This is a genomic window from Cellulomonas sp. NPDC058312 (assembly GCF_042880135.1).
In the GTDB taxonomy this organism is placed as follows: Bacteria; Actinomycetota; Actinomycetes; order Actinomycetales; family Cellulomonadaceae; genus Cellulomonas.
On the sequence record NZ_JBHVZE010000001.1, the window covers coordinates 728461 to 753215 of the forward strand.

A 24755-nucleotide genomic window follows, 5' to 3' on the forward strand; every position below is an offset into this window, starting at 1 on the left:
CCCGTTTTGACTCGCCGCCGTGCGGTCGCGCCCGGCGGCGCAGGCCGCTCCGGGGTCACCGGGCGACGGGCAGGTCCACGTCGTCCGGCAGCTCCGGGTGCGGGTCGTGCGCGGCGTCCCCGTCGCGCCGGCCCGCGAACAGCGGCCGGGTCACGGCGACCATCGCGTACAGGGCGATGGCCAGCAGCACGATCGTCGCGCCGGGCGGCACGTCCTCCCAGTAGGTGATCGACAGGCCGACGACGCTCACGCCGACGCCGATCGCGCTGGCGAGCGTCATCGTCCGGGTGAACGACCCGGCGACGAGCTGGGCGACGGCCACGGGCACGATCATCAGCGCGCTGACCAGCAGCAGCCCGACGACGCGCATCGCGACGGTGACGGTCAGCGCCGACATGCACGCCACGACCATGTTGACCGCCGTCACCGGCAGGCCCGAGCCGCGCGCGAACTCCTCGTCGTGGCTGACCGCGAACAGCACGTGCCGCAGCCCGATGCCGACCGCGAGCACCGCGACCGCCAGGCCCGCGGTCCACCACAGGTCGCCCGTCGAGACGGTCGAGATCGACCCGAACAGGTACGACACGAGGTTGGCGTTGGTGCCGCCGGCGAGCTTGATGAGCAGCACGCCGCCGGCGATGCCGCCGTAGAACATCAGCGCCAGCGCGAGGTCGCCGGACGTCCGGCCCCGGGCGCGCACCCACTCGATCGCGACCGAGCCGATGATCGCGGCGACCACCGCGCCGGGCACCGCGAGGGTGTCGGCGGGCGCGAGGCCCGCCCAGGTGCCGACCAGCCAGCCGAGCGCGACGCCGGTGAGCGCCACGTGGCCGATGCCGTCGCCCATCAGGGCGAGCCGGCGCTGCACCAGGAACGTGCCCACGACGGGCGCGGCGGCGCCCACCAGGACGGCCGCGATCAGCGCGCGCTGCATCAGGGGCGACGTCAGCATCGCGCCGAGGGTCTCGAACCAGCTCACGGGAGGACCTCCATCGACAGTCCGGTGGAGCCCGTCTCGGGCGGCGTCGGGTCGGCGTGCGGGTGGGTGTGGTCGTGCTCGTCGTCGGCGTGCTCGCCACGGGCGGACGGCGGCGGGCCGTCGTAGACCACGCGGCCGTGCCGGAGCGCGACCGCCCGGTCGATCAGGCCGGCGAACGACCCCAGCTCGTGCAGGATCACCAGCACCGTGCCGCCGGCGTCGTGCAGGCGCCGCACGGTGTCGACGAACGTCTCCTGGGTGGGCAGGTCGATGCCGGAGGTCGGCTCGTCGAGCACCAGCAGGTCGGGCTCACGCACCAGGGCGCGGGCGATCAGCACCCGCTGCTGCTGGCCGCCGGACATCTGCAGCACGGAGCGCCGGGCGTGCGCGGCCATGCCGACCTGCTCCAGGGCGGCGAGCGCGCGCCGTCGCCCGTCGCGCGGCGGGCGCAGCGTCCGGCCGTGCACGAGACCGGAGACGACCACCTCGAGCGCGGTCGCGGGGACGCCGCCGCCGGCGGGCAGCCGCTGCGGGACGTAGCCGATCTGCTCCCAGGGCACCCCGTTGCCGAGGCGCCCGCCGAGGAGGGTCACCTCGCCGGCCGTGCGCGGGACGATGCCGAGCAGCGCCCGGACCAGCGTGGACTTGCCGGAGCCGTTGGCGCCGAGCAGGGCGACGACCTCGCCGCGGGCCACCCGCAGGTCGACGCCCTGGAGGATCGCGTGCCCGCCGAGGACCACGTCGACGCCGGTGGCCTCGACGGCTGCGTCGGGGGCGACGGCCGCGTCGCGGGCGATCGTCGGGTCGCCGGCGCTCACGCGCAGCCCAGCGCGGTCCGCAGCGTCGCGAGGTTGTCCTCGGCGACGGACACGTAGTCCTGGCTGTCGTCCGTCAGCCCCTCGAGCGGGTCGAGGACCGCGGTCTCGACGCCGAGCTCGTCGGCGAGGGTCTGCGCGACCTTCGGGCTGGCGAGGGTCTCGAAGAAGATCGTGCTCACCCCCTCGTCGCGGACGAGGTCGCCGACCTCCGCGAGCCGGGCCGGCGAGGGCTCGCCCTCAGGGTCGATCCCGGAGATGCCGACCTGCTCCAGGTCGTACCGCTCGGCGAGGTAGGAGAACGCCTCGTGGGTCGTGACGATCGTGCGGCTGTCGCAGGTGGCCAGGCCCTCGGAGTACCGCGTGTCGAGGTCGGTCATCGCCTGCGTGAACGCGTCGGCGTTGGCGGCGTAGGTGTCGGCGTTGTCGGGGTCGATCTCGCTCAGCTGCGCGGCGACGTCGTCGGCGACCGGGGGCAGCCGGGTGGGGTCGAGCCAGAAGTGCGGGTCGAGGGAGCCGTGCCCGTGGCCGTCGTCCTCGGCGTGCTCCTCGCCGTCCTCGGTGTGCTCCCCGTCCTCGGCGTGCTCCGCGGCGTGCAGCTCGGTGTCCTGCGCGGCGTCGACGACGTGCGCCGGCGGGTTGGCGTCCACGGCGTCGTCGACGGCGGCCTGGAAGTCGGACAGGTACACGACCAGGTCGGCGCGACCCACCTGGTCGACCTGGGCGGGGGAGAGCTCGAGGTCGTGCGGCTCGGCCCCGGGCGGGGTGAGGGAGTCGACGTCGACCAGGTCCCCGCCGACCTGCTGCACGACGAACTGCAGCGGGTAGAACGACGCCAGCACCGCGACGCCGTCGCCGTCACCGGAACCGCCGGAGCCGCCGCCGGAGGAGCAGGCGCTCAGCGCGAGGGTGGCGGCGAGGCCCGCGGACACGGCGACGGGCAGGGTGCGGCGACGGGGGGACATGTCCGCCATCATCCGCCTGTTGAGAACGAGTGTCAAAACCTGCCCGCACCAGGGCGCGTGCGGCCCGGTAGCCTGGGGGATCGACCCCTCCCCGCACCACCCAGGCGCGGGAACCCCGGCACCAGGAGCACTCACCGTGGCAGCACCCTCTCGTCTCGACTCCGTCGTCTCCCTCGCCAAGCGGCGCGGGTTCGTCTTCCAGAGCGGCGAGATCTACGGCGGCTCGCGCTCCGCGTGGGACTACGGACCCCTCGGCGTCGAGCTGAAGGAGAACATCAAGAAGCAGTGGTGGCGGACCGTCGTGCAGAGCCGCGACGACGTCGTCGGCCTCGACTCCGCCGTGATCCTGCCGCGCAAGGTGTGGGTCGCCTCCGGCCACGTCGGCGTGTTCACCGACCCGCTCACCGAGTGCCAGTCCTGCCACAAGCGGTTCCGCGAGGACCACCTGCTGGAGGAGTTCGAGGAGAAGAAGGGCCGCGCGCCCGAGAACGGCCTCGCCGACATCGCCTGCCCGAACTGCGGCACCCGCGGCCAGTGGACCGAGCCCCGCGACTTCAACATGATGCTGAAGACGTACCTCGGCCCGGTCGAGGACGAGTCCGGCCTGCACTACCTGCGGCCCGAGACGGCCCAGGGCATCTTCGTGAACTTCGCCAACGTGCTGACCACCAGCCGCAAGAAGCCGCCGTTCGGCATCGGCCAGATCGGCAAGTCGTTCCGCAACGAGATCACGCCCGGCAACTTCATCTTCCGGACCCGCGAGTTCGAGCAGATGGAGATGGAGTTCTTCGTCGAGCCCGGCACGGACGAGACCTGGCACCAGTACTGGATCGACCAGCGCACCGACTGGTACGTCGACCTGGGCATCGCGCGCGAGAACCTGCGGCACTACGAGCACCCCGCCGAGAAGCTCTCGCACTACTCGAAGCGCACCGTCGACATCGAGTACAAGTTCGGGTTCACCGGCTCGGAGTGGGGCGAGCTCGAGGGCATCGCGAACCGCACCGACTTCGACCTCAAGACGCACACCGAGCACTCCGGCCAGGACCTGTCGTACTTCGACCAGGCGAAGGACGAGCGCTGGGTGCCCTACGTCATCGAGCCCGCCGCCGGCCTGACCCGGTCGCTCATGGCGTTCCTCGTCGAGGCGTACCACGAGGACGAGGCGCCGAACGCGAAGGGCGGCGTGGACAAGCGCACGGTCCTGCGCCTCGACCCGCGGCTCGCCCCGGTCAAGGCCGCGGTGCTCCCGCTGTCCCGCAACGAGGCGCTGTCCCCGAAGGCCCGGGACCTCGCCGCGGAGCTCCGCAAGCACTGGAACGTCGACTTCGACGACGCCGGCGCGATCGGCCGCCGCTACCGCCGCCAGGACGAGATCGGCACGCCGTTCTGCATCACGGTCGACTTCGACACCCTCGAGGACGACGCCGTGACGATCCGGCACCGCGACGACATGTCGCAGCAGCGCGTCGCGCTCGACCAGGTCACCGCGTACCTCGCGGCCCGCCTGCTCGGGGCCTGACCCTGACGCACGGCCACACCCACGGCCACCACGCGGGCGACGCCCCCGACCTCGAGGTCGGGCGGCGCGCCCGGGTGGTGGTCGTCGTGCTGCTGGCCGTCGCGCTCGCCGCGACCCTCGCCGGGCTGGCGTGGCTGTGGCCGGGGTCGGGGGACCGGCCGACCCTCGACACCACCCCCGAGGGCGCGTCCTACGTCGAGCTGACCGTCACCGACGTCGACCTGCTCGCCGACGCCGCGAGCGGCCCCGCCCTGCTGGCCGAGACCGACGGCGGCGACCCGGTCACCGTGCAGGCCGCGCCCGAGTACCTCGACGCCGTGGTGCCGGGCGACCGGATCCGGGTCCTGCACCTGCCGCAGGTCACCGGGGCGTCGCCGTACGTGTTCGTGGACCTGGTGCGCGGGCCGCCGATGGCCCTGCTCACCGCCGTCCTGGTCGTGCTGGTGCTCGCCGTCGCGCGGCTGCGCGGGCTCGGGGCGCTGGCCGGGCTGGTCGTCGCGGTCGGCGGGGTGCTGTGGTTCACCGTCCCGGCGCTGCTGGACGGCCAGCCCGCGCTGCCCGTCGCGCTGGTCACCGCGTCCGCGCTGATGTTCGCGCTGCTCTACCTCGCGCACGGGATCTCGGTGCGGACGTCCGTGGCGCTGCTCGGGACGCTCGCCGGCCTGCTGGCCACGGGCGCGCTCGCGGCGTGGGCCACGGGCGCGACCCACCTCAACGGCCTCAGCGGGGAGCACGCCCTCGACCTCACCTCGCTCGCGCCGGAGACGAGCCTGCGCGGGGTGCTGCTGTGCGGGATGGTCCTCGCGGGCCTCGGCGTCCTGAACGACGTCACGATCACGCAGGTCTCCGCGGTCTGGGAGCTGCGCGCGCTGTCGCCCGCGGCCACCCGCCGGGACCTGTTCACCGGCGGCATGCGGATCGGCCGGGACCACATCGCGTCCACCGTCTACACCGTGGCGTTCGCGTACCTCGGCGCCGCGCTGCCGCTCGTGCTGCTGGTGGCGATGTCCGACCGCACCCTGCTCGACTCGCTGACCAGCGGCGAGATCGCCGAGGAGGTGGTCCGCACCCTCGTCGGCTCGATCGGCCTGGTCCTCGCGATCCCCCTCACCACCGCCGCCGCAGCCGCCCTGGCCCCCGCCCCCCGCCCCCAGCACGCCGAGATGACACCGCCCGCCTCTGACGCGTAGCCGCGACAGAGGCGGGTCCTGCCATCTCGGCGAGGGGTGGGGGGGCGGGCAGGGGCGCGGGTCAGTGGGCGTGCGCGTGGGCGGGGGTGTCCGTGTGGCGGGGGTGGGTGGTGCCGGCGCGGGTGGCGACGACCGCGGCGATCGCCGTCGTGATCGGGATGGCCAGCACCAGGCCGATCGAGCTGACCATCGTGCGGACGATCTCCTCCGCGAACTCCCCGCTGGTCAGCGTCGGGCCCAGCGGCAGCTGGTAGATCTCGAGCAGCAGCAGCACGGGCAGCGCGGCGCCGGTGTAGGCGAACGCGATCGTGTACACCGTCGACGCGATGTGGTCGCGGCCGATCCGCATGCCGCCGGCGAACAGCTCCCGCCGGCCCGCGGTCGGCGACGCCGCGCGCAGCTCCCACACGGCCGACGCCTGGGTGATCGTGACGTCGTTGAGCACGCCGAGGCCCGCGAGCACCAGACCGCAGAGGAACAGCCCCCGCAGCGACGCCGTCCCGGACTCGCCGAGCAGCTGGGACAGCCGGTAGGAGTCCTCGGAGCTCACCCCGGACAGCCGGGCCCAGGAGGACGCGAGCACGCCGAGGCCCGCTGTCACCGCCAGCCCGGCGAGGGTGCCGAGCAGCGCCGTGGACGTCCGCAGCGACAGCCCGTGCGCGAGGTAGAGCACCACCGCCATGATGAGGGTCGACGCGCTCAGCGCCACCACCACGGCGTTCTCGCCGCGCAGCAGCGCCGGCAGCACGTACACGCCGATCACCGCGAACGCGATCACCAGGCCGATCAGCGCGCGCAGCCCACGGGTCCGCGCGACCAGGACGATCGCCAGCGCGAACGCCACCGCGAGCGTGACCAGGGGCAGCGTCCGGTCGTAGTCGTGCCAGGCCCAGACCTCGGGGTCCCCGCCCGACGCCGGGTAGTGCTCGACGAGGATCCGGGTGCCCGCCGGGACGTCGGCGGGTGTGGTGGACGCGGTCGCCCACACGGAGATCTCCCGGCCGCGCTCGTCACCGCTCGTGACGGTCGCCTGCACCCGCAGGCAGTCGACGGTCTCCGGGATCGTGCCGTCGGTGGTGCGGTCCTCGACCGTGCCCGCGCACTCCTCCTGCGAGGTCCCGGTGACGGTGGCGGTGGGGTAGTCGAGCGCGACGGCCTCCACGGTGCGCGCGGTGGTCGCCTCGCCGTGCGGCCAGGTCAGGGCCGCGCCGACGGCGGCGGCGAGCACCAGGGGCAGCAGCAGGGCGGCGATGACGCGGCGCGTCCGGACGGCGGCGGAGGAGGGCACGCAGCGATTCTGCCGGGTCGGCCGCGGACCGGCCGCCCGACCTGCGGATGTGGGGTCCGCCCGGTGTCTGGGGGAGAATCGGGGGCATGACCGCTCCCTCGACCGCCCCGGCCCCCGCCGGGCACGTGCTGCCCCCGCTGCAGATCGGTCCGCTGACGATCGACACCCCGGTGGTGCTCGCCCCGATGGCCGGCGTCACCAACGCCGCGTTCCGGCGGCTGTGCCGGGAGTCCGGCGCCGGGCTGTACGTGGCGGAGATGGTCACCTCGCGCGCCCTGGTGGAGCGCGGCGACGAGTCCATGCGGATCATCGCGCACGCCCCGGACGAGAAGCCCCGGTCCGTGCAGGTGTACGGCGTGGACCCCGCGACGGTCGGTGCCGCGGTGCACCTGATCGCGTCCGAGGACCGCGCCGACCACGTCGACCTCAACTTCGGCTGCCCGGTCCCCAAGGTCACCCGCCGGGGCGGTGGGTCGGCGCTGCCCTGGAAGGGCGGCCTGTTCCGGTCGATCCTGCAGGCCGCGGTCGCGGCGGCGGCGCCGTACGGCGTGCCGGTGACCGTGAAGATGCGCAAGGGCATCGACGACGACCACCTCACCTACCTCGAGGCGGGCCTCGTCGCGCAGGACCTGGGCGTCGCGGCGGTCGCCCTGCACGCCCGCACCGCCGAGCAGTACTACTCGGGCACCGCGGACTGGGAGGCGATCGCCCGGCTCAAGGAGACGGTGACCGACATCCCGGTGCTCGGCAACGGGGACATCTGGTCCGCCGAGGACGCCGTGCGGATGGTCCGGGAGACGGGCTGCGACGGCGTCGTCGTCGGCCGCGGCTGCCAGGGCCGCCCGTGGCTGTTCGCGGACCTGGCCGCGGCGTTCGCCGGGTCGGACGAGCGGATCACGCCCGGGGCGCGGTACGTCGCGCAGATCATCCGCCGGCACGCCGAGCTGATGGTCGAGACGTTCGGCGACGAGGGCAAGGCGCTGCGCGAGCTGCGCAAGCACATGGCCTGGTACTGGAAGGGCTACGTCGTCGGCGGGGAGCAGCGCGCGGCCCTGGGCCTGGTGTCGAGCCTCGCGGAGCTGGACGACCGGCTGGCCGCGCTCGACCTCGACCAGCCGTACCCGGGCGAGGCGGCGGAGGGCCAGCGCGGGCGCGCCGGCAGCCCGAAGCGGCCGCACCTCCCGGACGGGTGGCTCGACTCGCGCGAGCTGTCCGAGGACTTCCGCCGCGGGCTGCAGGAGGCCGAGCTCAGCGTCTCGGGCGGCTGACCCGGGGACGCGCGCGGGGCCGGCCGCCGGCACGGGTGTGCGGCGGCCGGCCCGACGGCGGCGGGGTGCGGTGGGGCCTGGCGGGTCAGCGCACCCGCAGCCACGCCGTGGTGTCGCCGGGCAGCGTGGCGCCGACCGGGGTGTCGCCCGGCAGGCCGGAGGCGAGCAGCACCTCGGCGCCCTCGGGCAGCGCGACCGGCGCGGACCCGAGGTTCGCCACGACGAGCACGTCCCGGTTGCGGACCGCGATCACGTCGGCGTGCGCCGCGAACGCGGCGTCCCAGGCGGCGCCGCCGGTGCCGAGCCGCTCGGAGCGCCGCAGCCGCAGCGCCGCGCGGTACAGCTCGAGCGTCGAGCCCTCGACGCCGTCCTGCGCGTCCGCGGCGTACGCGGCCCACTCGGCGGGCTGGGGCAGCCAGGTGTCGCCGGTGGGGGAGTAGCCGAACCCGGGGGCCTCGGCGTGCCAGGGCAGCGGGACCCGGCAGCCGTCGCGGCCGCGCTCGGCGCCGTTCGTGCGGAAGAACGCCGGGTCCTGGCGCACCTCGGCGGGCAGCGCGGTGTGCTCGGGCAGGCCGAGCTCCTCGCCCTGGTAGAGGTACGCCGAGCCGGGCAGGCCCAGCAGCAGCAGGGTCGCGGCGCGGGCGCGGCGCAGGCCGAGCTCGGCGTCGGGCTGCTCGTCCTCGGCGGCGATGCCGTTCGGCCGCGACGACGGGTCCGCGAGGCCGAGCCGCGAGGCGTGCCGGACGACGTCGTGGTTCGACAGCACCCAGGTGGTCGGCGCGCCGACGGAGTCGTTCACGGCGTAGGACGCGGCGATGACCGAGCGCAGGGCGGGGGCGTCCCACCCGGTCGCGAGGAACGCGAAGTTGAACGCCTGGTGCATCTCGTCGGGGCGGACGTACCGGGCGAGCCGGGACAGCGGCTCGACCCACGCCTCGGCGACCAGCATCCGGTCGCCGTCGTACTCGTCGAGCACCGCGCGCCAGGCCCGGTAGATCTCGTGGACGCCGTCCTGGTCGAACATCGGCCCCTGGTTGCCGGAGCCCTGGACGGTGTCGGCGCCGTCGCTGCCGTCGATCATCGCCACGTGGCCGTCCCAGTCGGGCAGCCCCTCGGCCTTGACCATGCCGTGCGCGACGTCGACGCGGAACCCGTCCACGCCCCGGTCGAGCCAGAACCGCAGCACGTCCTCGAACTCGGCCCGCACCTCGGGGTTGGTCCAGTCGAGGTCGGGCTGCCGGGAGTCGAACAGGTGCAGGTACCACTGGCCGTCGTCGACGCCGTGCCGCTCGGGGGTCAGCCGGGTCCAGGCGTCGCCGCCGAAGATCGACTGCCAGTTGTTCGGCGGCTCGGAGCCGTCGACGCCCTTGCCGTCCCGGAACAGGTAGCGGGCGCGCTCGGGGGAGCCGGGCGGGGTGCGCAGTGCCTCCTGGAACCACACGTGGTCGTCCGACGAGTGGTTGGGGACCAGGTCGACGACCACCTTGAGGCCGAGCCCGTGCGCGCGCTCCAGCAGCGCGTCGAAGTCCGCGAGCGTGCCGAACAGCGGGTCGACGTCGCGGTAGTCGGCGACGTCGTAGCCGGCGTCGGCCTGCGGGGAGCGGTAGAACGGCGACAGCCACACGGCGTCGACGCCGAGCGCCGCGAGGTGGTCCAGCCGGGCGGTGATGCCGGGCAGGTCGCCGATGCCGTCGCCGTCCGCGTCGGCGAAGGAGCGCGGGTAGACCTGGTAGATCACCGCGTCGCGCCACCACGGGCCGTCGGGCGCACCGGGCTCGTGCACCACGCCCGGGGCGGTCACGGCGGCGGTCTGGTCGTCGAGCAGGGTCACGCGGGTCCTCCGGGAGATGCGGGTGCTGAGCTGGTCGATCCGCGCACGATGAGCTCGGGGTGGAACAGCAGCTCGGTGCGGGACGTGGGGGTGCCGTTGATCTCTGCCATGAGCGCGGAGACGGCGGCCTGGCCCATCGCCTGGACGGGCTGGCGCACCGTCGTGAGCGGGGGGTCGGTGAAGCCGATCAGGGGCGAGTCGTCGAAGCCGACGACCGAGAGGTCCTCGGGCACGTGCAGCCCGCGGGACCGGGCGGCGCGGATGGCGCCGAGGGCCATCAGGTCGGAGCCGCAGATGATCGCGGTGTGGCCCGCGTCGATGAGCTCGTGCGCGGCGGTGGCGCCGCCCTCGACGGTGAACAGCGTCGTGTTCACGTGCGGGGCGACGTCGTCGACACCGAGCTGCAGGCGCAGCTGGTCGGCGAACGCCGCGCGCTTGCGGGCCGCGGGGACGAACCGCTCGGGCCCGATCGCCAGCCCGATGCTGCGGTGGCCGAGGGCGACCAGGTGCCGGACGGCGAGCTCGATGGCCACGGCGTCGTCGGTGGCGATGCTCGGGGCGTCGACGCCGTCCGCCTTGCCGTTGACCAGCACGACCGGCAGCCCGCGGCCGCGCAGCGCGTGGTAGCGCTCGGTGGACGCCTGGGTGTCGGCGTGCAGGCCGGAGACGAACAGGATCCCGGCGACGTCGTGGTCGAGCAGGATCTCGACGTACTGGTCCTCGGTGGTGCCGCCGGGCTGCTGCGCGCAGAGCAGCGGCGTGTAGCCGCGCTGGGTGAGCATCGACTCGATGACCTGGGCCATCGCCGGGAACACCGGGTTGGACAGCTCGGGCACGACGAGGCCGACGAGCCCGGCGGACCGGGTGCGCAGCTTCTCGGGCCGCTCGTAGCCGAGGACGTCGAGGGCGGCGAGCACCGCCTGGCGGGCCTGCGAGGACACGCCGGACTTGCCGTTCAGCACCCGCGAGACGGTCGCGGTGCTGACGCCGGCCTGGTCGGCGAGATCGGTGAGACGAGTGCGCACGGGAGCGAGCGTATTGCTCACGGCTGCCTCCTCGTCGTCGTTGTCCGGGGGCCGTGCGGGGCCGAGCCGTGGCAGCACTGTAACCGAGATCTGAAAGTTGCCGTAACGGCTTGCAAGAGGGTCGCCCGCCCGGCTACGGTCCGGGTCATCGAGCCAGCGCCGGCGGTGCCGTCGGACGCTCGCACCGCCCTCACCACCGCTGGGAGACACCCTGATGCGACGGAGCATCCCCGCCCTCGCCACGACCGCCGTGCTCGCACTGGCGCTCACGGCCTGCTCGAGCTCGGGCTCGGGCGACACCACCTCCGACGAGACCTCCGCTGCCGCCGGCGGCGACGGGGGCTCGCTCACCATCTGGGTCGACGACACCCGGATGGCCCCGGTCCAGGCCGCCGCAGCGGCCTTCGAGGAGGAGACCGGCGCCACGGTCGAGCTCGTCGAGAAGAACTTCGAGGACATCCGCACGGACTTCCTCGCCCAGGTCCCCACCGGCGAGGGCCCCGACATCACCGTCGGCGCGCACGACTGGCTGGGCGAGCTCACCACGAACGGCGTCGTCGCCCCCATCGAGCTCGGCGACCTCACCGACCAGTTCGAGGACGTCTCGATCGAGGCGTTCACGCAGGACGGCCAGGTCTACGGCCTGCCCTACGCGGTCGAGAACATCGCCCTGATCCGCAACACCGCGCTCGCCCCGCAGGCCCCGGCCACGTGGGACGAGGCGGTCGCCGCCGGCCAGGCCGCGGGCGCGCAGTACCCGGTGCTCATCCAGACGTCGGAGGAGGGCGACCCGTACACGTTCTACCCGCTGCAGACGTCGTTCGGCTCCACCGTGTTCGCGCAGAACGAGGACGGCTCGTACAGCGCCGACCTCGCGCTGGGCGGTGCGGAGGGCGAGGCGTTCGCGGCGTGGCTGCAGGCGCAGGGCGCGGCCGGCACGCTCGACACCGCGATGACGTACGACATCGCCGTGGACGCGTTCGCGAAGGGCCAGTCGCCGTTCATCATCGGCGGCCCCTGGATGCTGGAGAGCTTCGGCGACCTCGACCTCGCGGTCGACCCGATCCCGAGCGCCGGCGGCCAGCCGGCCCAGCCGTTCGTCGGCGTGTCCGGCTTCTACGTCAGCGCGCAGAGCGACAGCGCGCTGCTCGCCAACGACTTCCTGGTGAACTACGTCGCGACCGAGGACGCCCAGCTGGCGCTCTACGAGGCCGGCAACCGGCCGCCGGCCCTGATCTCCGCGGCCGACAGCGCCTCCGCCGACCCGATCACCGCGGGCTTCCGCGAGGTCGCGACCGACGCCCTGCCGATGCCGTCGATCCCCGAGATGGCCTCCGTCTGGGAGTTCTGGGGCGTCACCGAGGCGAGCATCATCAACGGCTCGCAGGACCCGACGACCGCCTGGCAGAAGATGGTCGCCGACATCGAGGGAGCCCTCGGCTCCTGACGGCGCGTCCCTGACGCGCGGCAGGTGCGCGGGCGGCCCCGACCGGCCGCCCGCGCACCGTCGCCCGCCGGGCCCCGCCTGCCGTCCGGCACTGCCGTCCGGCACTGCCGTCCCACCCCGCCGCGCGACCCGCGGCACCGCCGTCCTGGAGCCCCGGAGGCCCGCGATGTCCACGCCCCCGACCACCCGCGCGGTCGACCCCGCGCCCATCCCGGCCGGCGACGCCCCGCCGCCGCGCCGCCGCGACAGCTCGCACGCGCGCGACTTCCGGCCCGGCTTCGTCGTGAAGCTCGCGCTCGTCGCTGTCGTCGACGCCCTCGGCGTCCTCGGCGTGCTCGCGGCCTGGGCCCAGGAGTCCTGGGGGATCCTCGCCACGATGGTCGCGCTGCTGGTCGCCGCCAACGTCGTCTACTTCACGCGCCGCGCGCTGCCGATGAAGTACATCCTCCCCGGCCTGGCGTTCCTGCTCGTCTACCAGGTGTTCGTCATCGCCTACACGGGCTACGTCGCCTTCACGAACTACGGCGACGGCCACAACTCCACGAAGCAGCACGCCGTCGAGGCGCTGCTGGTGCAGAACGAGCGCCGCGTCGAGGGCACCGACACCTACCCGCTGACGGTCCTGGAGAACGGCGACGGGCTCGGCTTCGCGGTCGTCCAGCCCGACGGCGACGTCCGGGCCGGCGGCGCCGAGCAGCCGCTCGAGGACGTCGACGCCACGCTCGACGGCGACCGCGTCACGGCCGTCCCCGGGTGGGAGGTCCTGGACCGCGCCGCCGTGCTCGAGCGCCAGGCCGACGTCACGAGCCTGCGCGTCCCGCTGTCGGACGACCCCGAGGACGGCTCGATCCGCACCCAGGACGCCCGCACCGGGTTCGTCGCCGAGTCGACCCTCGAGCACGACGAGGCTGCCGACACGATGACGGACACCACCACCGGCACCGTCTACACGGCCAACGACCGCGGCCAGTTCGAGGCGCCGGACGGCAGCACGCTCGCGGTCGGCTGGCGGGTCGCCGTCGGGTTCGAGAACTTCACCACCGCGTTCGGCGACAGCCGGTACGCGTCGCCGTTCCTGTCGATCCTGCTGTGGACCTTCGCGTTCGCGGTGCTGTCGGTCGGCAGCACGTTCCTGCTGGGGATGCTGCTGGCGATCGTCTTCAACGACACCCGCCTGCGCGGCCGCAAGGTCTACCGGACGCTGCTGATCCTGCCGTACGCGATCCCCGGGTTCCTCGCCGCGCTGCTCTGGTCCGGCCTGCTGAACCGGCGGTTCGGGTTCGTCAACGACGTGCTGCTGGGCGGCGCCGAGATCCCGTGGCTCACCGACCCGTGGCTCGCGAAGCTGTCCGTCCTCGGCGTGAACCTCTGGCTCGGCTTCCCGTACATGTTCCTGATCTGCGTCGGCGCGCTGCAGTCGCTGCCCGGCGACGTGCTGGAGGCCGCGAAGATCGACGGCGCCGGGCGGTGGCGCACCTGGCGCTCCGTGGTGCTGCCGCTGCTGCTGGTGTCGACCACCCCGCTGCTGATCTCGAGCTTCGCCTTCAACTTCAACAACTTCACGCTGATCTACATGCTGACCGGCGGCGGCCCGCGGTTCGCGGACGCCTCGGTGCCGCTCGGCCACACGGACATCCTCATCTCGATGGTCTACTCCGTGGCCGGCATCGACGGGAACGCCCCGCGCAACTACGGGCTCGCCAGCGCGCTGTCCATCGTCATCTTCGTGATCGTCGGGACCATCTCGGCGCTCGCGTTCCGTCGCACCCGCCGGCACGAGGAGATCGCCTGATGTCCGCCACCTCGCTGGGCGCACCGCCCCGCACCCCCGCCGGCCCGCCCGCCGGTCCCGCGCCCGCCACCGCCGCCCGCACCCGGATGCCGTTCGGCCGCTGGGTCCGTGAGCTCGGCTGGCGGCACCTCGTCGGCGTCATCGGCGTGGTCTACGCCGGGTTCCCGCTGGTCTACGTCGTCTCGGCGTCGCTGTCCGACGGCGGCACGCTCACCGGGTCCAACCAGCTGTTCGCCGAGGTGAGCGGCGCGAACTACGCCGCGCTGTCCGACACCCGGTTCTGGACCTGGGCCGGCAACTCGCTGGTGGTCACCGTGGTCACCGCGGTCGGCACCGTGCTCATGGGCGCGTCCGCCGCGTACGCGTTCTCGCGGTTCCGGTTCCGCGGGCGCCGCGCCGGGCTGACCGCCCTGCTCATCATCCAGATGTTCCCGCAGATGCTCGCGTTCGTCGCGATCTTCCTGCTGGCGATCAGCCTCGGCGAGGTCGTCCCGTCGCTGGGCCTGAACAGCAAGCTCGCGCTGATCTGCATCTACCTCGGCGGCGCGCTCGGGGTGAACACGTTCCTCATGTACGGGTTCTTCAACACCGTGCCGAAGGAGCTGGACGAGGCGGCGAAGCTCGACGGCGCGACGCACGCGCAGATCTACTGGACGATCATCCTGCGGCTCGTCGCGCCGATCCTCGCGGTGGTCGCGCTGCTGTCGTTCATCGCGACGTTCGGCGAGTTCATCATCGCCCGCGTCATGCTGCAGTCGGAGTCGAACTGGACGCTCGCCGTCGGCCTGTACGGGTGGGTGTCCTCGCAGCTCGACGCCAACTGGGGGCTGTTCGCCGCCGGCGCGGTCATCTCCGCGCTGCCGGTGCTCGCGCTGTTCCTGTTCCTGCAGAAGTACATCGTCGGCGGGCTGACCGCCGGTTCCGTGAAGGGCTGACATGACGAGGCGGGTCGCGCTCGGGGCGCACCACGACGGGTCCGCGCTGCACGTCCCCGCGGGGACGCCGGCGCTCGGCGACGTGGTGCCCGTCCGGGTGCGGGTCCCCGGTGACGGCCCGGCGCCGCAGGTGCTGGTCCGGGTGGTCGAGGACGGCGAGCCGCGGGTGTACCCGGCGGTCGCGGACGGCGAGCACGCGGGCGAGCGCTGGTTCACCGCGGACGTCCCGGTGACCAACCCCGTCACGTCCTACCGGTTCCTGCTGCACGGCCCCGGCGTCCCGGACGGGCAGGTGTGGCTGAACGGCGAGGGCACGGTGGCCCGCGACGTGCCCGACGCGTCGGACTTCCGGCTCAGCGTGCACCCCCCGGGCCCGGACTGGGCGCGCGACGCCGTCGTCTACCAGGTGTTCCCGGACCGGTTCGCCCGGTCCGGGAGCCACGACGGCCCGCCCGCCGGACCGCTCCCGGACTGGGCGCTGCCCGCGTCGTGGTCCGACGAGCCCATCGGCGGCGGGCCCGGGACCGGGACCCAGCTGTTCGGCGGCGACCTCGCGGGCATCGAGGGGCGCCTGGACCACCTGGCCCGGCTCGGCGTCGACACGCTCTACCTGACGCCGGTGTTCCCGGGCCGGTCCAACCACCGGTACGACGCGCGGACCTTCGACCACGTCGACCCGCTGCTCGGCGGCGACGCGGCGTTCGCGTCGCTGGCCGGCGCGCTGCACCGCCGCGGGATGCGCCTGGTCGGGGACCTCACGACCAACCACACCGGCGACGCCCACGACTGGTTCCGCCGCGCGGTCGCGGACCCGGACGCGCCCGAGCGGGCGTTCTACCACTGGCGCGACGAGCACCCCGGCTACGTCGGCTGGCTCGGGCACGCCTCCCTGCCCAAGCTCGACCACCACGCCCCGGGCCTCGCGGAGCGGCTGCTCACCGGGCCGGGCTCGGTGGTCGGGCGCTACCTGCACGAGCCGTTCGCGATGGACGGCTGGCGGATCGACGTCGCGAACATGACCGGGCGGCTCGGCGCGGACGACCTCACGCACGACGTGTCCCGGCGGCTGCGCGCGTCGATGGCCGCGATGGCCCCCGACGCGGTGCTGATCGCGGAGCACTTCCACGACGCGGGGGAGGACCTGCGCGCCGGCGGCTGGCACGGGACGATGAACTACGCGGCGTTCACCCGGCCGGTGTGGACGTGGCTCGTCGACGAGGAGTCCGCCGCGGGCGTCCGGTACGTCGAGCTGCCGACCGGTGTGCCGCGACGGCCCGGCGGCACCGCGGTCGCGGCGATGCGGGAGTTCGGCGCCGCCGTCCCGTGGTCGGTGACCACCCACCAGTGGAACCTGCTCGGCTCGCACGACACCGCCCGGTTCCGCACGGTGGTCGGCAGCCGCGAGCGCGTGGAGGTCGGCGCCGGCCTGCTGCTCACGTACCCCGGCACCCCGGTGCTGTTCGCGGGCGACGAGGGCGGTGTCACCGGCCGCAACGGCGAGCACGCGCGGGTCCCGATGCCGTGGTCCGCCGTCGACGCGGGCGGTGGCCCGGGCTGGGACGCCGCGACCTTCGACGTGTACCGGTCGCTGATCGCCCTGCGCCGCTCGTCCCGGGCCCTGCGCGAGGGCGGGTTGCGGTGGGTGCTGGCCGACGACGACGTGATCGCCTACCTCCGGGAGACGTCGGACGAGCGGCTGCTGGTCGTCGCGTCCCGGGCGCCGTGGTCGGGCGCCGTGCTGCCCGGGTCGCTGCTGGCCCCGGGCCAGCGTCCCGCGAACCTCTACGGCGGCGCGGACCTCCCCGTCGACGCCGCGGGCCTGCACCTGCCGGGCGACGGCCCGGGCTTCCAGGTCTGGCGCCTGGCGTAGGCCGGGCACGCCCGAAGCACCCCGCCCGAAGCACCCCGGCCGGCCGGGCTCAGACGATCGTGCGGACCGCGCACCGCGCCACGCCGGCGCGCGCGATCCGCACGTCCCCCGTGACCAGCGTCGCGTCGTGCGCCTCCGCGGCGGCGACGTACGCGGCGTCGTAGGCGGAGAGGTTGTCGCGGAGCTCCCACATCCGTCCCAGCAGCGGGGCGGTCGACGTCACTGCGACGGTGACCCGGGCGAGGTCGGCGACAGCCGCATCCGCGCGCTCGCGGTCCAGCCTGCCGCCGAGCAGCAGGCCGCGGATCACCGACAGCACCTCCACGTGCCACTGCTCGGGGACGAGCCAGGCGGTGTCGGTCCGCAGCACCCGGTCGGCCTCGTCGGCACGGGGGTCGGCCCCGGTGAACACGAGGGCGAACGCCGACGCGTCCGGGACGATCACCGCGGCTCGACCGAACGCTCGGCGCGGGCGGCGTCGAGCGCGTCGAGCACGTCCTGACCCGTCGTCGACGAGCCGGACCGCCAGGTCGCGATGCTGTCCAGCACGGCCAGGTTGTGGTCGAACGACGCCTCGCGGACCACGACGTCCCGCAGGTAGGCCTGGAGGCTCTGACCCTTCGAGCGGGCGCGCCGCGCGAGGGCGTCCCGGACGTCGTCGGGGATGTCGCGGATCTGGATCGCCACCATGCCGCCATTATGCATGCAGAACGCTTGAACACCCCGCCCGATAACCTGGTGCCCGTGACCACCGAGCTCCCCGACGGGTACGTCGACGCCGACCGGGAGCGCTGGGTGACCGAGGCGCCGAAGTCCCGCGCCCGCACCCCGTTCGAGCGGGACCGCGCGCGCCTCGTGCACTCCTCGGCGCTGCGCCGCCTCGGCGCGAAGACGCAGGTGCTCGGCCCGTCCACCGACGACTTCGTGCGGACCCGCCTGACGCACACTCTCGAGGTCGCGCAGGTCGGCCGTGAGATCGGCAAGACCCTCGGCTGCGACCCGGACGTCGTCGACACCGCGTGCCTCGCGCACGACCTCGGGCACCCGCCGTTCGGCCACAACGGCGAGCGCGCGCTCGCGCACCTGTCCCGCGACATCGGCGGCTTCGAGGGCAACGCGCAGACGCTGCGGCTGCTCACCCGCCTCGAGCCGAAGGTCGTCGGCCCGGACGGCGTCGCCGTCGGCCTCAACCTGACCCGCGCCAGCCTCGACGCGTCGGTGAAGTACCCGTGGGGCGTCGGCGAGGGCCCGCTGTCCGCGACCGGTCGGCCGACGCACAAGTTCGGCGTCTACGCCGACGACCTGCCGGTGTTCACCTGGCTGCGCGACGGCGCCCCGCGCGGGCGCAAGTGCCTGGAGGCGCAGGTCATGGACCTCGCCGACGACATCTCCTACTCGGTGCACGACGTCGAGGACGCGGTGGTCGGCGGCCGGTTCGACCTGTCGGTGCTGACCGTCCCCGAGGAGCGCGCCCGCGTCGTCGAGGCGATCCACACCTGGTACGGGGACGCGATCGACGTCGCCGGGCTCGAGGCCGCGATCGACCGGCTGGTCGCCGCCGACCTGTGGGCGCCGTCGTTCGACGGCTCCCGCGGCGCGCTCGCCACGCTGAAGGACACCACCAGCCAGCTGATCGGCCGGTTCGCCCGCGCCGCCCAGGTCGCCACCCGCGAGCGCTACGGCCCCGGCCCGCTGACCCGGTACGCGGCCGACCTGATCGTCCCGGACGCCACGACCGCGGAGATCCTGGTGCTCAAGGGCCTGGCCGTCACGTACGTCATGGCGCCCCGGGAGCTCGAGCCGCTGTACCAGCGCCAGCGCGAGATCCTGGCCGACCTGGTGCGGGTGCTGTCCGACCGCGCGCCGATCGCCCTGGAGCCCCCGTTCGCCGCCGACTGGCGCGCCGCCGCGGACGACGCGGAGCGGCTGCGCGTGGTCGTCGACCAGGTCGCGAGCCTCACGGACGTGTCCGCCGCCGCCTGGCACGCCCGCCTGGCCCCACCGCCCCGCTACTGACCCCCTCCCGCGGCCGGCGGCCGCGGCACCCGAGGTCGAGGGTTTCGCGCGCCAGGCCCCGCTGGAACCCTCGACCTCGCGCGAAAGGCCCGACCTCGCGCGGGCGGTCGTCCCGGGCGGGGCGGGAGGGGGGTCGTGCACGACCTAGGATCGACCCCGTGGCAGGACGGATCCGGCGGGAGGACGTGCAGACGGTCCGCGAGCGCGCCCGGATCGAGGACATCGTCGGGGAGCACGTCGCGCTGAAGTCCGCCGGCGTCGGCTCGATGAAGGGCCTGTGCCCGTTCCACGACGAGAAGTCGCCGTCGTTCCACGTCCGCCCGCAGGTCGGGCTCTACCACTGCTTCGGGTGCGGCGAGGGCGGCGACGTCATCGACTTCATCCAGAAGACCGACGGGCTGCCGTTCTCCGAGGCCGTCGAGTACCTGGCCGGCCGGGTCGGCGTGCAGCTGCGCTACGAGGAGGGCGGCGGCCCGCGCCCCGGGCACGAGCCCGGCAAGCGGCAGCGGATGCTCGAGGCGCACCGCGTCGCCGAGGAGTACTACGCCGAGCAGCTGCTCACCCCGGAGGCAGCGACGGCCCGGGCGTTCCTCGCGGAGCGCGGCTTCGACCGCGGCGCCGCGGAGCAGTTCGGCGTCGGCTACGCCCCGCAGGGCTGGGACCACCTGCTGCGGCACCTGCGGGGGCGCAGCTTCACCGAGGCCGAGCTCACCGCGACGGGCCTGATGAGCCAGGGCAACCGCGGGCAGTACGACCGGTTCCGCGGCCGCCTGGTGTGGCCGATCCGCGAGGTCACCGGGGACGTCGTCGGGTTCGGCGCGCGCAAGCTGTACGAGGACGACCAGGGGCCGAAGTACCTCAACACCCCGGAGACCCCGCTCTACAAGAAGTCCCAGGTGCTCTACGGGATCGACCTGGCCAAGCGGGAGATCGCGAAGAACAAGCAGGTCGTGGTCGTCGAGGGCTACACCGACGTGATGGCCATGCACCTGTCCGGGATCGGCACGGCGGTCGCGACCTGCGGCACCGCGTTCGGGCCCGACCACGCGCGGGTGGTGCGCCGGCTGATGGGCGCCTCGGGCGGCGGCGGCATCCAGCTCGCGTCGGGGGAGTCCGTCGGCGGCGAGGTGATCTTCACGTTCGACGGCGACTCCGCGGGCCAGAAGGCCGCGATGCGCGCGTTCGGCGAGGACCAGGCGTTCAGCGCGCAGACGTTCGTGGCGGTCGCCGACGGCGGCATGGACCCGTGCGACCTGCGCCAGACCCAGGGCCCCGAGGCGGTCCGGTCGCTGGTGCGGACCCGGCAGCCGCTGTTCGAGTTCGTCATCCGGACCACCCTGCAGGGCTACGACCTCGGCACCGCGGAGGGCCGGGTCGCCGCGCTGCGGGCCGCCGCGCCGATCCCCGGTGGGATCCGCGACGCGGCGCTGCGCCCGGAGTACACCCGGATGCTCGCGGGCTGGTTGGGCATGGACCTGGAGACGGTCCAGCGCGCGGTGCAGCAGGCCACCCGGTCGGCGGGCCGGTCCACCGGCGGCCAGGGCAGGACGGGCGGCTCGGGAGACGGCTACCGCTCCGGCGGTCAGGGCGGTCAGGGCGGTCAGGGCGGCCAGCAGGCACCCGCGCGCGGGTTCGTCCCGCCGGGCCCCGAGCAGGACTGGCGCCGGGACCGCGGCGGCCGCGGGCAGGGCCGGGGCGGCAGCGGGTCCGGCTCGGGCGGCGGACGCTGGGAGCAGCGCGGCGGCCAGGGGGGCCGCGGTGGGCAGCAGGGCCAGGGCGGCAACCGCGGTCGCGACGACCGGCGCTGGGACCCGCCGCCGGACGCGTACGGCCACGGCGACGAGCCGCCGCACGACCTCGACCGCGCCGGCGACGGGACGGTGGCGCTGCCCGCGCCGCGGATGAGCATGCCCGACCCCCGCGACCCGGTGGCCGCCACCGAGCGCCGGGCGCTCGAGGCCGTGCTGCAGATGCCCGACGCCGTGCCGCCGGAGTTCGACGACCTGGCCGCCGACGCGTTCACGGCGCCGGCGTACCGGGCCGTGCACGCCGCGATCCGCGCGGCGGGCGGTGGCGCCGCGGCCCGGCAGAAGGTCGCGACGGCGGGCCCGGCGGGCACGGTGCAGTGGGTGGAGGCCGTCCGCGAGGAGGCCGCCGCGCCGGTGGAGGGGCTCATCACCCAGCTCGCCGTCGCGCCGCTGCCCGAGGACCGCCCCGACCGGCTCCCCGGCTACGCGCGCGGCCTGGTGATGGCCCTGGTCGAGATGGAGATCACCCGGCACATCGCGGACCTGCGCGGCCGGCTCCAGCGGATGGACGCGACCGCCGACCCCGACGGGTACCGGACGCTGACCGTGCAGCTCATGGCCGAGGAGAACCGCCGCCGCGCCCTGCGCGAGAGCGCCTGACGCCCTGCGCGAGAGCGCCCGACGGCCCGCGCGAGAGCGCCCGACGGCCCGCGCGGGAGCGCCCGACGCCCTGCCCGAGCGCGCGCCCCGCGCGTGACGTCGCGGACATCTGCGCCCACTACCCTGGCGGCCATGACGACTGCGGAGGCCGCACCCGGCCAGGACCTGCCCACCGACCGCGAGATCCTGGGCTGGGACCAGTTCGGCGAGGCCGCCCGCGAGCTCGCGCGGGCCGTGGTGGCGTCGGGGTTCGAGCCGGACGTCGTCGTCGCGGTCGCCCGCGGCGGCCTGCTCCCGGCGGGGGCCCTGTCCTACGCGCTCGGCCTGAAGGCCTGCGGCACGCTGAACGTCGAGTTCTACACGGGTGTCGACGCGCGGCTGCCCGACCCGGTGGTGCTGCCGCCGCTGCTGGACACCGCCGCCCTCGTCGGCCGGCGGGCGCTCGTGGTCGACGACGTCGCCGACACGGGGGAGACCCTGGCCCTGGTGCAGCGCCTCGTCGCGGAGCACTGCGAGGACGCCCGGACCGCGGTGCTGTACGCGAAGCCGCACTCGATCGTCGCCCCCGACTTCGTGTGGCGGCGCACGGACCGGTGGATCACGTTCCCGTGGTCCGCCGAGCCGCCCGTCACCGCCTGAGCCGGCCCCGCGCCGACTCACCCCCCCCGCCGACTCACCCCGCGCCGAGCCCCTCGGCCCGGGCCCGGAGCACCGCCGCCGCCCGGTCGGACACCTCGAGCTTGGTCAGCACGTTCGCGACGTGGTTCCGGACGGTCTTCGCGGACAGGCCGAGCCGGCGGGCGATGACGACGTTGTCGTGCCCGGCGGCGAGCAGGTCCAGCACCTCGCGCTCGCGGTCGGTGAGCCGGGGGAACGGCACCCGGACCGCGCTGCGGCCGCCGAGCACGTAGGACATCGCCCGGGCGGCGACGCTCGGTCCGAGGATCATCTCGCCCGCCGCGACCGCCCGGACGGCGCGCTCGATCTGGTCGGGCGGCGCGGACTTCACCAGGTAGCCGCGCGCGCCGGCGCGGACCGCGGCGACCACGGCGTCGTCGTCCTCGTGCATGCTCACCACCAGCACGGCGAGCCCGGGCCGGCGGGCGACGGCCGCGCGGGTCTCGTCCACCCCGGAGCCGTCGCCCAGGTCGAGGTCCATCACGACGACGTCGACCGCGAGCGCGTCGTCGGCCAGCAGCGCGCGGGCCTCGGCCGCGCCCGCCGCCTGCGCCACCACGGCGATGCCCGGCAGCGAGTCCAGCAGCGCGGCCAGCCCGAGCCGGAACACGGGGTGGTCGTCGACGAGCGCGACCCGCAGGCTCACGACGGGCTCCCGCCGGTCAGGGCGCCGGGGAGGGGCGCCGGTGCCGCGGGGGCCGGCGCGAGCCCCGGCACGGCCGGCAGCACCGCCCGCACCCGCGTCCCGGGTCCGGCGTCGGTGACCTCGACGCTGCCGCCGAGCTCCTCGGCGCGCTCGCGCATCGAGCGGGTGCCGACCCCGGCCGTGCCCGTGGGGCCGCGGCCGGCGTCCTCGCAGACCAGCTCCAGGGTGTCCGCCGACCGGTGGACCGTGATCCGGCAGCCGGTGGCGCCGGAGTGGCGCTGGGCGTTGCGCGCGGCCTCGCCGAGCAGCGCGTAGGCCGCGGCGGCGACCACGGGGTCCAGGTCGCCGGGGTCGTCGCCGGCGAGCGTCACCGCGAACCCGTCGCGGCCCAGCCGGTCCGCGAGGTCGGTGAGCGCCGGTCCGAGCCCGTGCTCGTCGAGCGCCGGCGGCAGGAGGCTGCGGGCGAGGTCGCGGACGTCCTCGACGCGCCGGCCGGCCTCGTCGTGCAGGGCTGCGAGGGCCGCCCGGGCGGCCGCGACGTCCCCCGGCCCACCGCGGTCGAGCAGGTTGAGCGCGCCCTGCAGCCCGAGCCGGACGCCGGACAGCCACGGCCCGAGCCCGTCGTGCAGCTCGCGGCGCACCACGCGGCGTTCGCGCAGCCGGGCGCTGGTCGTGGCGTCCCGCGCGCGCTCGAGGTCCCGCGCGCCGGCGGCGAGCGCCAGCCCCGCGGCGACCACCGGGGCGACCTGGTCCAGCGCGGCGCGGCTGCGGGCGTCGAGCCGCTCGCCGGGGGAGGCGGTGACGGCGAGCTCGCCGACGGCGCGGCCGCCGTGGGTCACCGGGACCACGAGCGGCGCGGAGGTGGGGGCGCCCCAGGCCGCGGCGAGCGGGTCGGCACCGGACGTGGCGAGCCGGACCGACTCCAGGCGCAGCGACTCGCCGACGCCCGCCGCGAGCCCGTCCAGCAGGTCCGTCGAGCCGCCGGGTGCGGCGAGGCTGCGCCCGAGCCGCAGCGCCGCGCGGCCGGGGTCGTCGCCGTCGCCGTAGACGAGGTGCCGGACCCGGGTCCGGAGCCAGCCGCGGACGGGCTGGAGCAGCAGCACCACGCCGACGGCGGCGGCCACCTGGGCGCCCGGCCCGGGCCCGGAGGTCCCCGCCAGCGCCGACACGCCCGCGGCGACGAGGGCGTACACGCCCGCGAGCACGAGGGTGAGCAGCGCGGCGACCGTCCCGCGGCTGACCGCGAGGTCGAGGCCCCACAGCCGGTTGCGCAGCACGGTCACCAGCAGCGCCGCCGGGAACAGGGCCTGGCACACCAGGTGGCTCACCGGCACGGCGAGGAACGCCGCGGGGCCGGGGTCGGCGAGCAGCAGCGGCACGAACGACAGCGCCATGATCCCGGTCGCCGCCGCGAGCAGGCCGAGCCCGCGCCGCTCGGCGGCGGGCCCGCGCCGGAACCGCCACCAGGTCGCGCCCGCGGTGCCGAGCCCGGTGACCACGACCAGCGCGATCGCCGGCCGGGCGTCGGACATCGGGGTGAGCAGCCGGGTGCCGGTCAGCAGCAGGGCGGCGGTCGTGCCCAGCGCGACCCCGCCGCGGGCGACCGGCCCGAGCCGCCGGTCACGGGCCAGCCAGGGGACCACGCAGAACAGCGCGACCGTCCCGGGCACCCAGATCCAGCCGAACGTCGCGGTCAGCCAGTCCAGCGCGGGCACCCCGGGCCGGGACGCGGCGAACGTCCCCCAGGCGCCGCCGACCGCCGAGACCCCGCCCGCGAGCCCGGTGCCGGCGACGAGCCACCCGACGACGTGCCGCCGGCGGGACAGGATGACCGCGCCCACGGTGCCGTAGACCGCGGCGACGGCGACGTCCACGGCGGTGAACAGCAGGTCCCCGGCGGTCATCCCGCCGGGGGCGGGCGCGGCGGCGACGTGCAGCACGGCCGCGGTCCCGGCGAGCAGCCAGGCGACCAGCGCGAGGACGCCGGCGACCACGGGCAGGCCGCGGTCCGAGCCCGCGCGCGCCGCCGACCCCTCCCGGTCCATGGCGTCACCGTAGGGGCTGACCACCGCGGAGCGGG

Annotated in this window: 20 protein-coding genes; 10 read left to right on the forward strand and 10 right to left on the reverse strand. The window is 75.1% G+C overall.

Annotated elements, in window-relative coordinates; translation table 11 throughout:
• Positions 1 to 55: 55 nt before the first annotated feature.
• From ACFVXN_RS03300 to ACFVXN_RS03310, 3 genes are read right to left on the reverse strand one after another with little or no spacing between them, the layout of a single operon-like run.
• The gene (locus ACFVXN_RS03300) at positions 56 to 952 is read right to left on the reverse strand and encodes a metal ABC transporter permease (RefSeq protein WP_389227854.1); all 897 of its coding nucleotides are present in this window, start codon (positions 950 to 952) and stop codon (positions 56 to 58) included.
• A gap of 23 nt (positions 953 to 975) precedes the next feature.
• Entirely contained in the window at positions 976 to 1797 is an 822-nt protein-coding gene (locus ACFVXN_RS03305; protein WP_389227194.1) for a metal ABC transporter ATP-binding protein, read from the reverse strand.
• The gene (locus ACFVXN_RS03310; RefSeq protein ID WP_389227197.1) at positions 1794 to 2759 is read right to left on the reverse strand and encodes a metal ABC transporter substrate-binding protein; all 966 of its coding nucleotides are present in this window, start codon (positions 2757 to 2759) and stop codon (positions 1794 to 1796) included. The genes ACFVXN_RS03305 and ACFVXN_RS03310 overlap by 4 nt, the downstream gene beginning before the upstream one ends.
• Before the next feature lie 136 nt (positions 2760 to 2895).
• Here ACFVXN_RS03310 and ACFVXN_RS03315 point away from each other — a divergent pair, with 136 nt between their 5' ends.
• Positions 2896 to 4281, forward strand: a complete 1386-nt coding sequence (locus tag ACFVXN_RS03315) for a glycine--tRNA ligase (protein WP_389227200.1) — start codon at positions 2896 to 2898, stop codon at positions 4279 to 4281.
• Between the two features lie 74 nt (positions 4282 to 4355).
• Positions 4356 to 5471 (forward strand): YibE/F family protein, encoded by a 1116-nt coding sequence (locus ACFVXN_RS03320; RefSeq protein ID WP_389227203.1) that lies wholly within the window; start codon positions 4356 to 4358, stop codon positions 5469 to 5471.
• Between the two features lie 61 nt (positions 5472 to 5532).
• On the opposite strand, the gene ACFVXN_RS03325 is transcribed toward ACFVXN_RS03320, so the two are convergent.
• The gene (locus ACFVXN_RS03325) at positions 5533 to 6759 is read right to left on the reverse strand and encodes a YibE/F family protein (RefSeq protein WP_389227206.1); all 1227 of its coding nucleotides are present in this window, start codon (positions 6757 to 6759) and stop codon (positions 5533 to 5535) included.
• Positions 6760 to 6845: 86 nt separating this feature from the next.
• Between ACFVXN_RS03325 and dusB the strand changes: the two genes are divergently transcribed.
• Positions 6846 to 8027, forward strand: a complete 1182-nt coding sequence (gene dusB, locus ACFVXN_RS03330) for a tRNA dihydrouridine synthase DusB (RefSeq protein ID WP_389227209.1) — start codon at positions 6846 to 6848, stop codon at positions 8025 to 8027.
• Positions 8028 to 8112: 85 nt separating this feature from the next.
• On the opposite strand, the gene ACFVXN_RS03335 is transcribed toward dusB, so the two are convergent.
• Both ACFVXN_RS03335 and ACFVXN_RS03340 read right to left on the reverse strand, forming a co-directional pair.
• Positions 8113 to 9858: a glycoside hydrolase family 13 protein gene (locus ACFVXN_RS03335; RefSeq protein WP_389227212.1), complete on the reverse strand. Its 1746-nt coding sequence runs from the start codon at positions 9856 to 9858 to the stop codon at positions 8113 to 8115.
• A complete protein-coding gene (locus tag ACFVXN_RS03340; RefSeq protein WP_389227215.1) occupies positions 9855 to 10883 on the reverse strand; it encodes a LacI family DNA-binding transcriptional regulator in 1029 nt (342 codons plus the stop codon). Before ACFVXN_RS03340 ends, ACFVXN_RS03335 begins: the two co-directional genes overlap by 4 nt.
• Before the next feature lie 214 nt (positions 10884 to 11097).
• Between ACFVXN_RS03340 and ACFVXN_RS03345 the strand changes: the two genes are divergently transcribed.
• The 4 genes from ACFVXN_RS03345 (at position 11098) to ACFVXN_RS03360 (ending at position 16927) form a co-directional block, all read left to right on the forward strand.
• Positions 11098 to 12330 carry an extracellular solute-binding protein gene (locus tag ACFVXN_RS03345; RefSeq protein WP_389227218.1) on the forward strand — a complete coding sequence of 411 codons (1233 nt, stop codon included), beginning with the start codon at positions 11098 to 11100 and terminating at the stop codon, positions 12328 to 12330.
• Between the two features lie 166 nt (positions 12331 to 12496).
• Positions 12497 to 14122, forward strand: a complete 1626-nt coding sequence (locus ACFVXN_RS03350) for an ABC transporter permease subunit (protein ID WP_389227221.1) — start codon at positions 12497 to 12499, stop codon at positions 14120 to 14122.
• 86 nt (positions 14123 to 14208) lie between these two features.
• Positions 14209 to 15057: a sugar ABC transporter permease gene (locus ACFVXN_RS03355; protein ID WP_389227857.1), complete on the forward strand. Its 849-nt coding sequence runs from the start codon at positions 14209 to 14211 to the stop codon at positions 15055 to 15057.
• A 1-nt stretch (position 15058) separates the two neighbouring features.
• On the forward strand, positions 15059 to 16927 hold the full coding sequence (locus ACFVXN_RS03360) for a glycoside hydrolase family 13 protein (RefSeq protein ID WP_389227224.1): 1869 nt from the start codon (positions 15059 to 15061) through the stop codon (positions 16925 to 16927).
• A 49-nt stretch (positions 16928 to 16976) separates the two neighbouring features.
• On the opposite strand, the gene ACFVXN_RS03365 is transcribed toward ACFVXN_RS03360, so the two are convergent.
• Both ACFVXN_RS03365 and ACFVXN_RS03370 read right to left on the reverse strand, forming a co-directional pair.
• A complete protein-coding gene (locus tag ACFVXN_RS03365) occupies positions 16977 to 17372 on the reverse strand; it encodes a type II toxin-antitoxin system VapC family toxin (protein WP_389227227.1) in 396 nt (131 codons plus the stop codon).
• Positions 17369 to 17617, reverse strand: a complete 249-nt coding sequence (locus tag ACFVXN_RS03370) for a hypothetical protein (protein WP_389227230.1) — start codon at positions 17615 to 17617, stop codon at positions 17369 to 17371. The genes ACFVXN_RS03365 and ACFVXN_RS03370 overlap by 4 nt, the downstream gene beginning before the upstream one ends.
• A 54-nt stretch (positions 17618 to 17671) precedes the next feature.
• Here ACFVXN_RS03370 and ACFVXN_RS03375 point away from each other — a divergent pair, with 54 nt between their 5' ends.
• The 3 genes from ACFVXN_RS03375 to ACFVXN_RS03385 all read left to right on the forward strand — a co-directional run bounded on the left by ACFVXN_RS03375 (position 17672) and on the right by ACFVXN_RS03385 (position 21990).
• Positions 17672 to 18943: a deoxyguanosinetriphosphate triphosphohydrolase gene (locus tag ACFVXN_RS03375; RefSeq protein ID WP_389227233.1), complete on the forward strand. Its 1272-nt coding sequence runs from the start codon at positions 17672 to 17674 to the stop codon at positions 18941 to 18943.
• A gap of 158 nt (positions 18944 to 19101) precedes the next feature.
• Positions 19102 to 21351 carry a DNA primase gene (gene dnaG, locus ACFVXN_RS03380; protein WP_389227236.1) on the forward strand — a complete coding sequence of 750 codons (2250 nt, stop codon included), beginning with the start codon at positions 19102 to 19104 and terminating at the stop codon, positions 21349 to 21351.
• 132 nt (positions 21352 to 21483) lie between these two features.
• A complete protein-coding gene (locus ACFVXN_RS03385; protein WP_389227239.1) occupies positions 21484 to 21990 on the forward strand; it encodes a phosphoribosyltransferase in 507 nt (168 codons plus the stop codon).
• 34 nt (positions 21991 to 22024) lie between these two features.
• On the opposite strand, the gene ACFVXN_RS03390 is transcribed toward ACFVXN_RS03385, so the two are convergent.
• Positions 22025 to 22675 (reverse strand): response regulator, encoded by a 651-nt coding sequence (locus ACFVXN_RS03390; protein WP_389227242.1) that lies wholly within the window; start codon positions 22673 to 22675, stop codon positions 22025 to 22027.
• A complete protein-coding gene (locus ACFVXN_RS03395; RefSeq protein ID WP_389227245.1) occupies positions 22672 to 24720 on the reverse strand; it encodes a sensor histidine kinase in 2049 nt (682 codons plus the stop codon). The genes ACFVXN_RS03390 and ACFVXN_RS03395 overlap by 4 nt, the downstream gene beginning before the upstream one ends.
• Positions 24721 to 24755: the final 35 nt, after the last annotated feature.

Bases quoted from the DNA above. Each gene is read 5' to 3' on its own strand.
- ACFVXN_RS03300 (WP_389227854.1), bottom strand. From the start codon at position 952: ATGCTGACGTCGCCCCTGATGCAGCGCGCGCTGATCGCGGCCGTCCTG.
- ACFVXN_RS03310 (WP_389227197.1), bottom strand. From the start codon at position 2,759: ATGTCCCCCCGTCGCCGCACCCTGCCCGTCGCCGTGTCCGCGGGCCTC.
- dusB (WP_389227209.1), top strand. From the start codon at position 6,846: ATGACCGCTCCCTCGACCGCCCCGGCCCCCGCCGGGCACGTGCTGCCC.
- ACFVXN_RS03345 (WP_389227218.1), top strand. From the start codon at position 11,098: ATGCGACGGAGCATCCCCGCCCTCGCCACGACCGCCGTGCTCGCACTG.
- ACFVXN_RS03350 (WP_389227221.1), top strand. From the start codon at position 12,497: ATGTCCACGCCCCCGACCACCCGCGCGGTCGACCCCGCGCCCATCCCG.
- ACFVXN_RS03355 (WP_389227857.1), top strand. From the start codon at position 14,209: ATGCCGTTCGGCCGCTGGGTCCGTGAGCTCGGCTGGCGGCACCTCGTC.
- ACFVXN_RS03360 (WP_389227224.1), top strand. From the start codon at position 15,059: ATGACGAGGCGGGTCGCGCTCGGGGCGCACCACGACGGGTCCGCGCTG.
- ACFVXN_RS03370 (WP_389227230.1), bottom strand. From the start codon at position 17,617: ATGGTGGCGATCCAGATCCGCGACATCCCCGACGACGTCCGGGACGCC.
- ACFVXN_RS03385 (WP_389227239.1), top strand. From the start codon at position 21,484: ATGACGACTGCGGAGGCCGCACCCGGCCAGGACCTGCCCACCGACCGC.
- ACFVXN_RS03395 (WP_389227245.1), bottom strand. From the start codon at position 24,720: ATGGACCGGGAGGGGTCGGCGGCGCGCGCGGGCTCGGACCGCGGCCTG.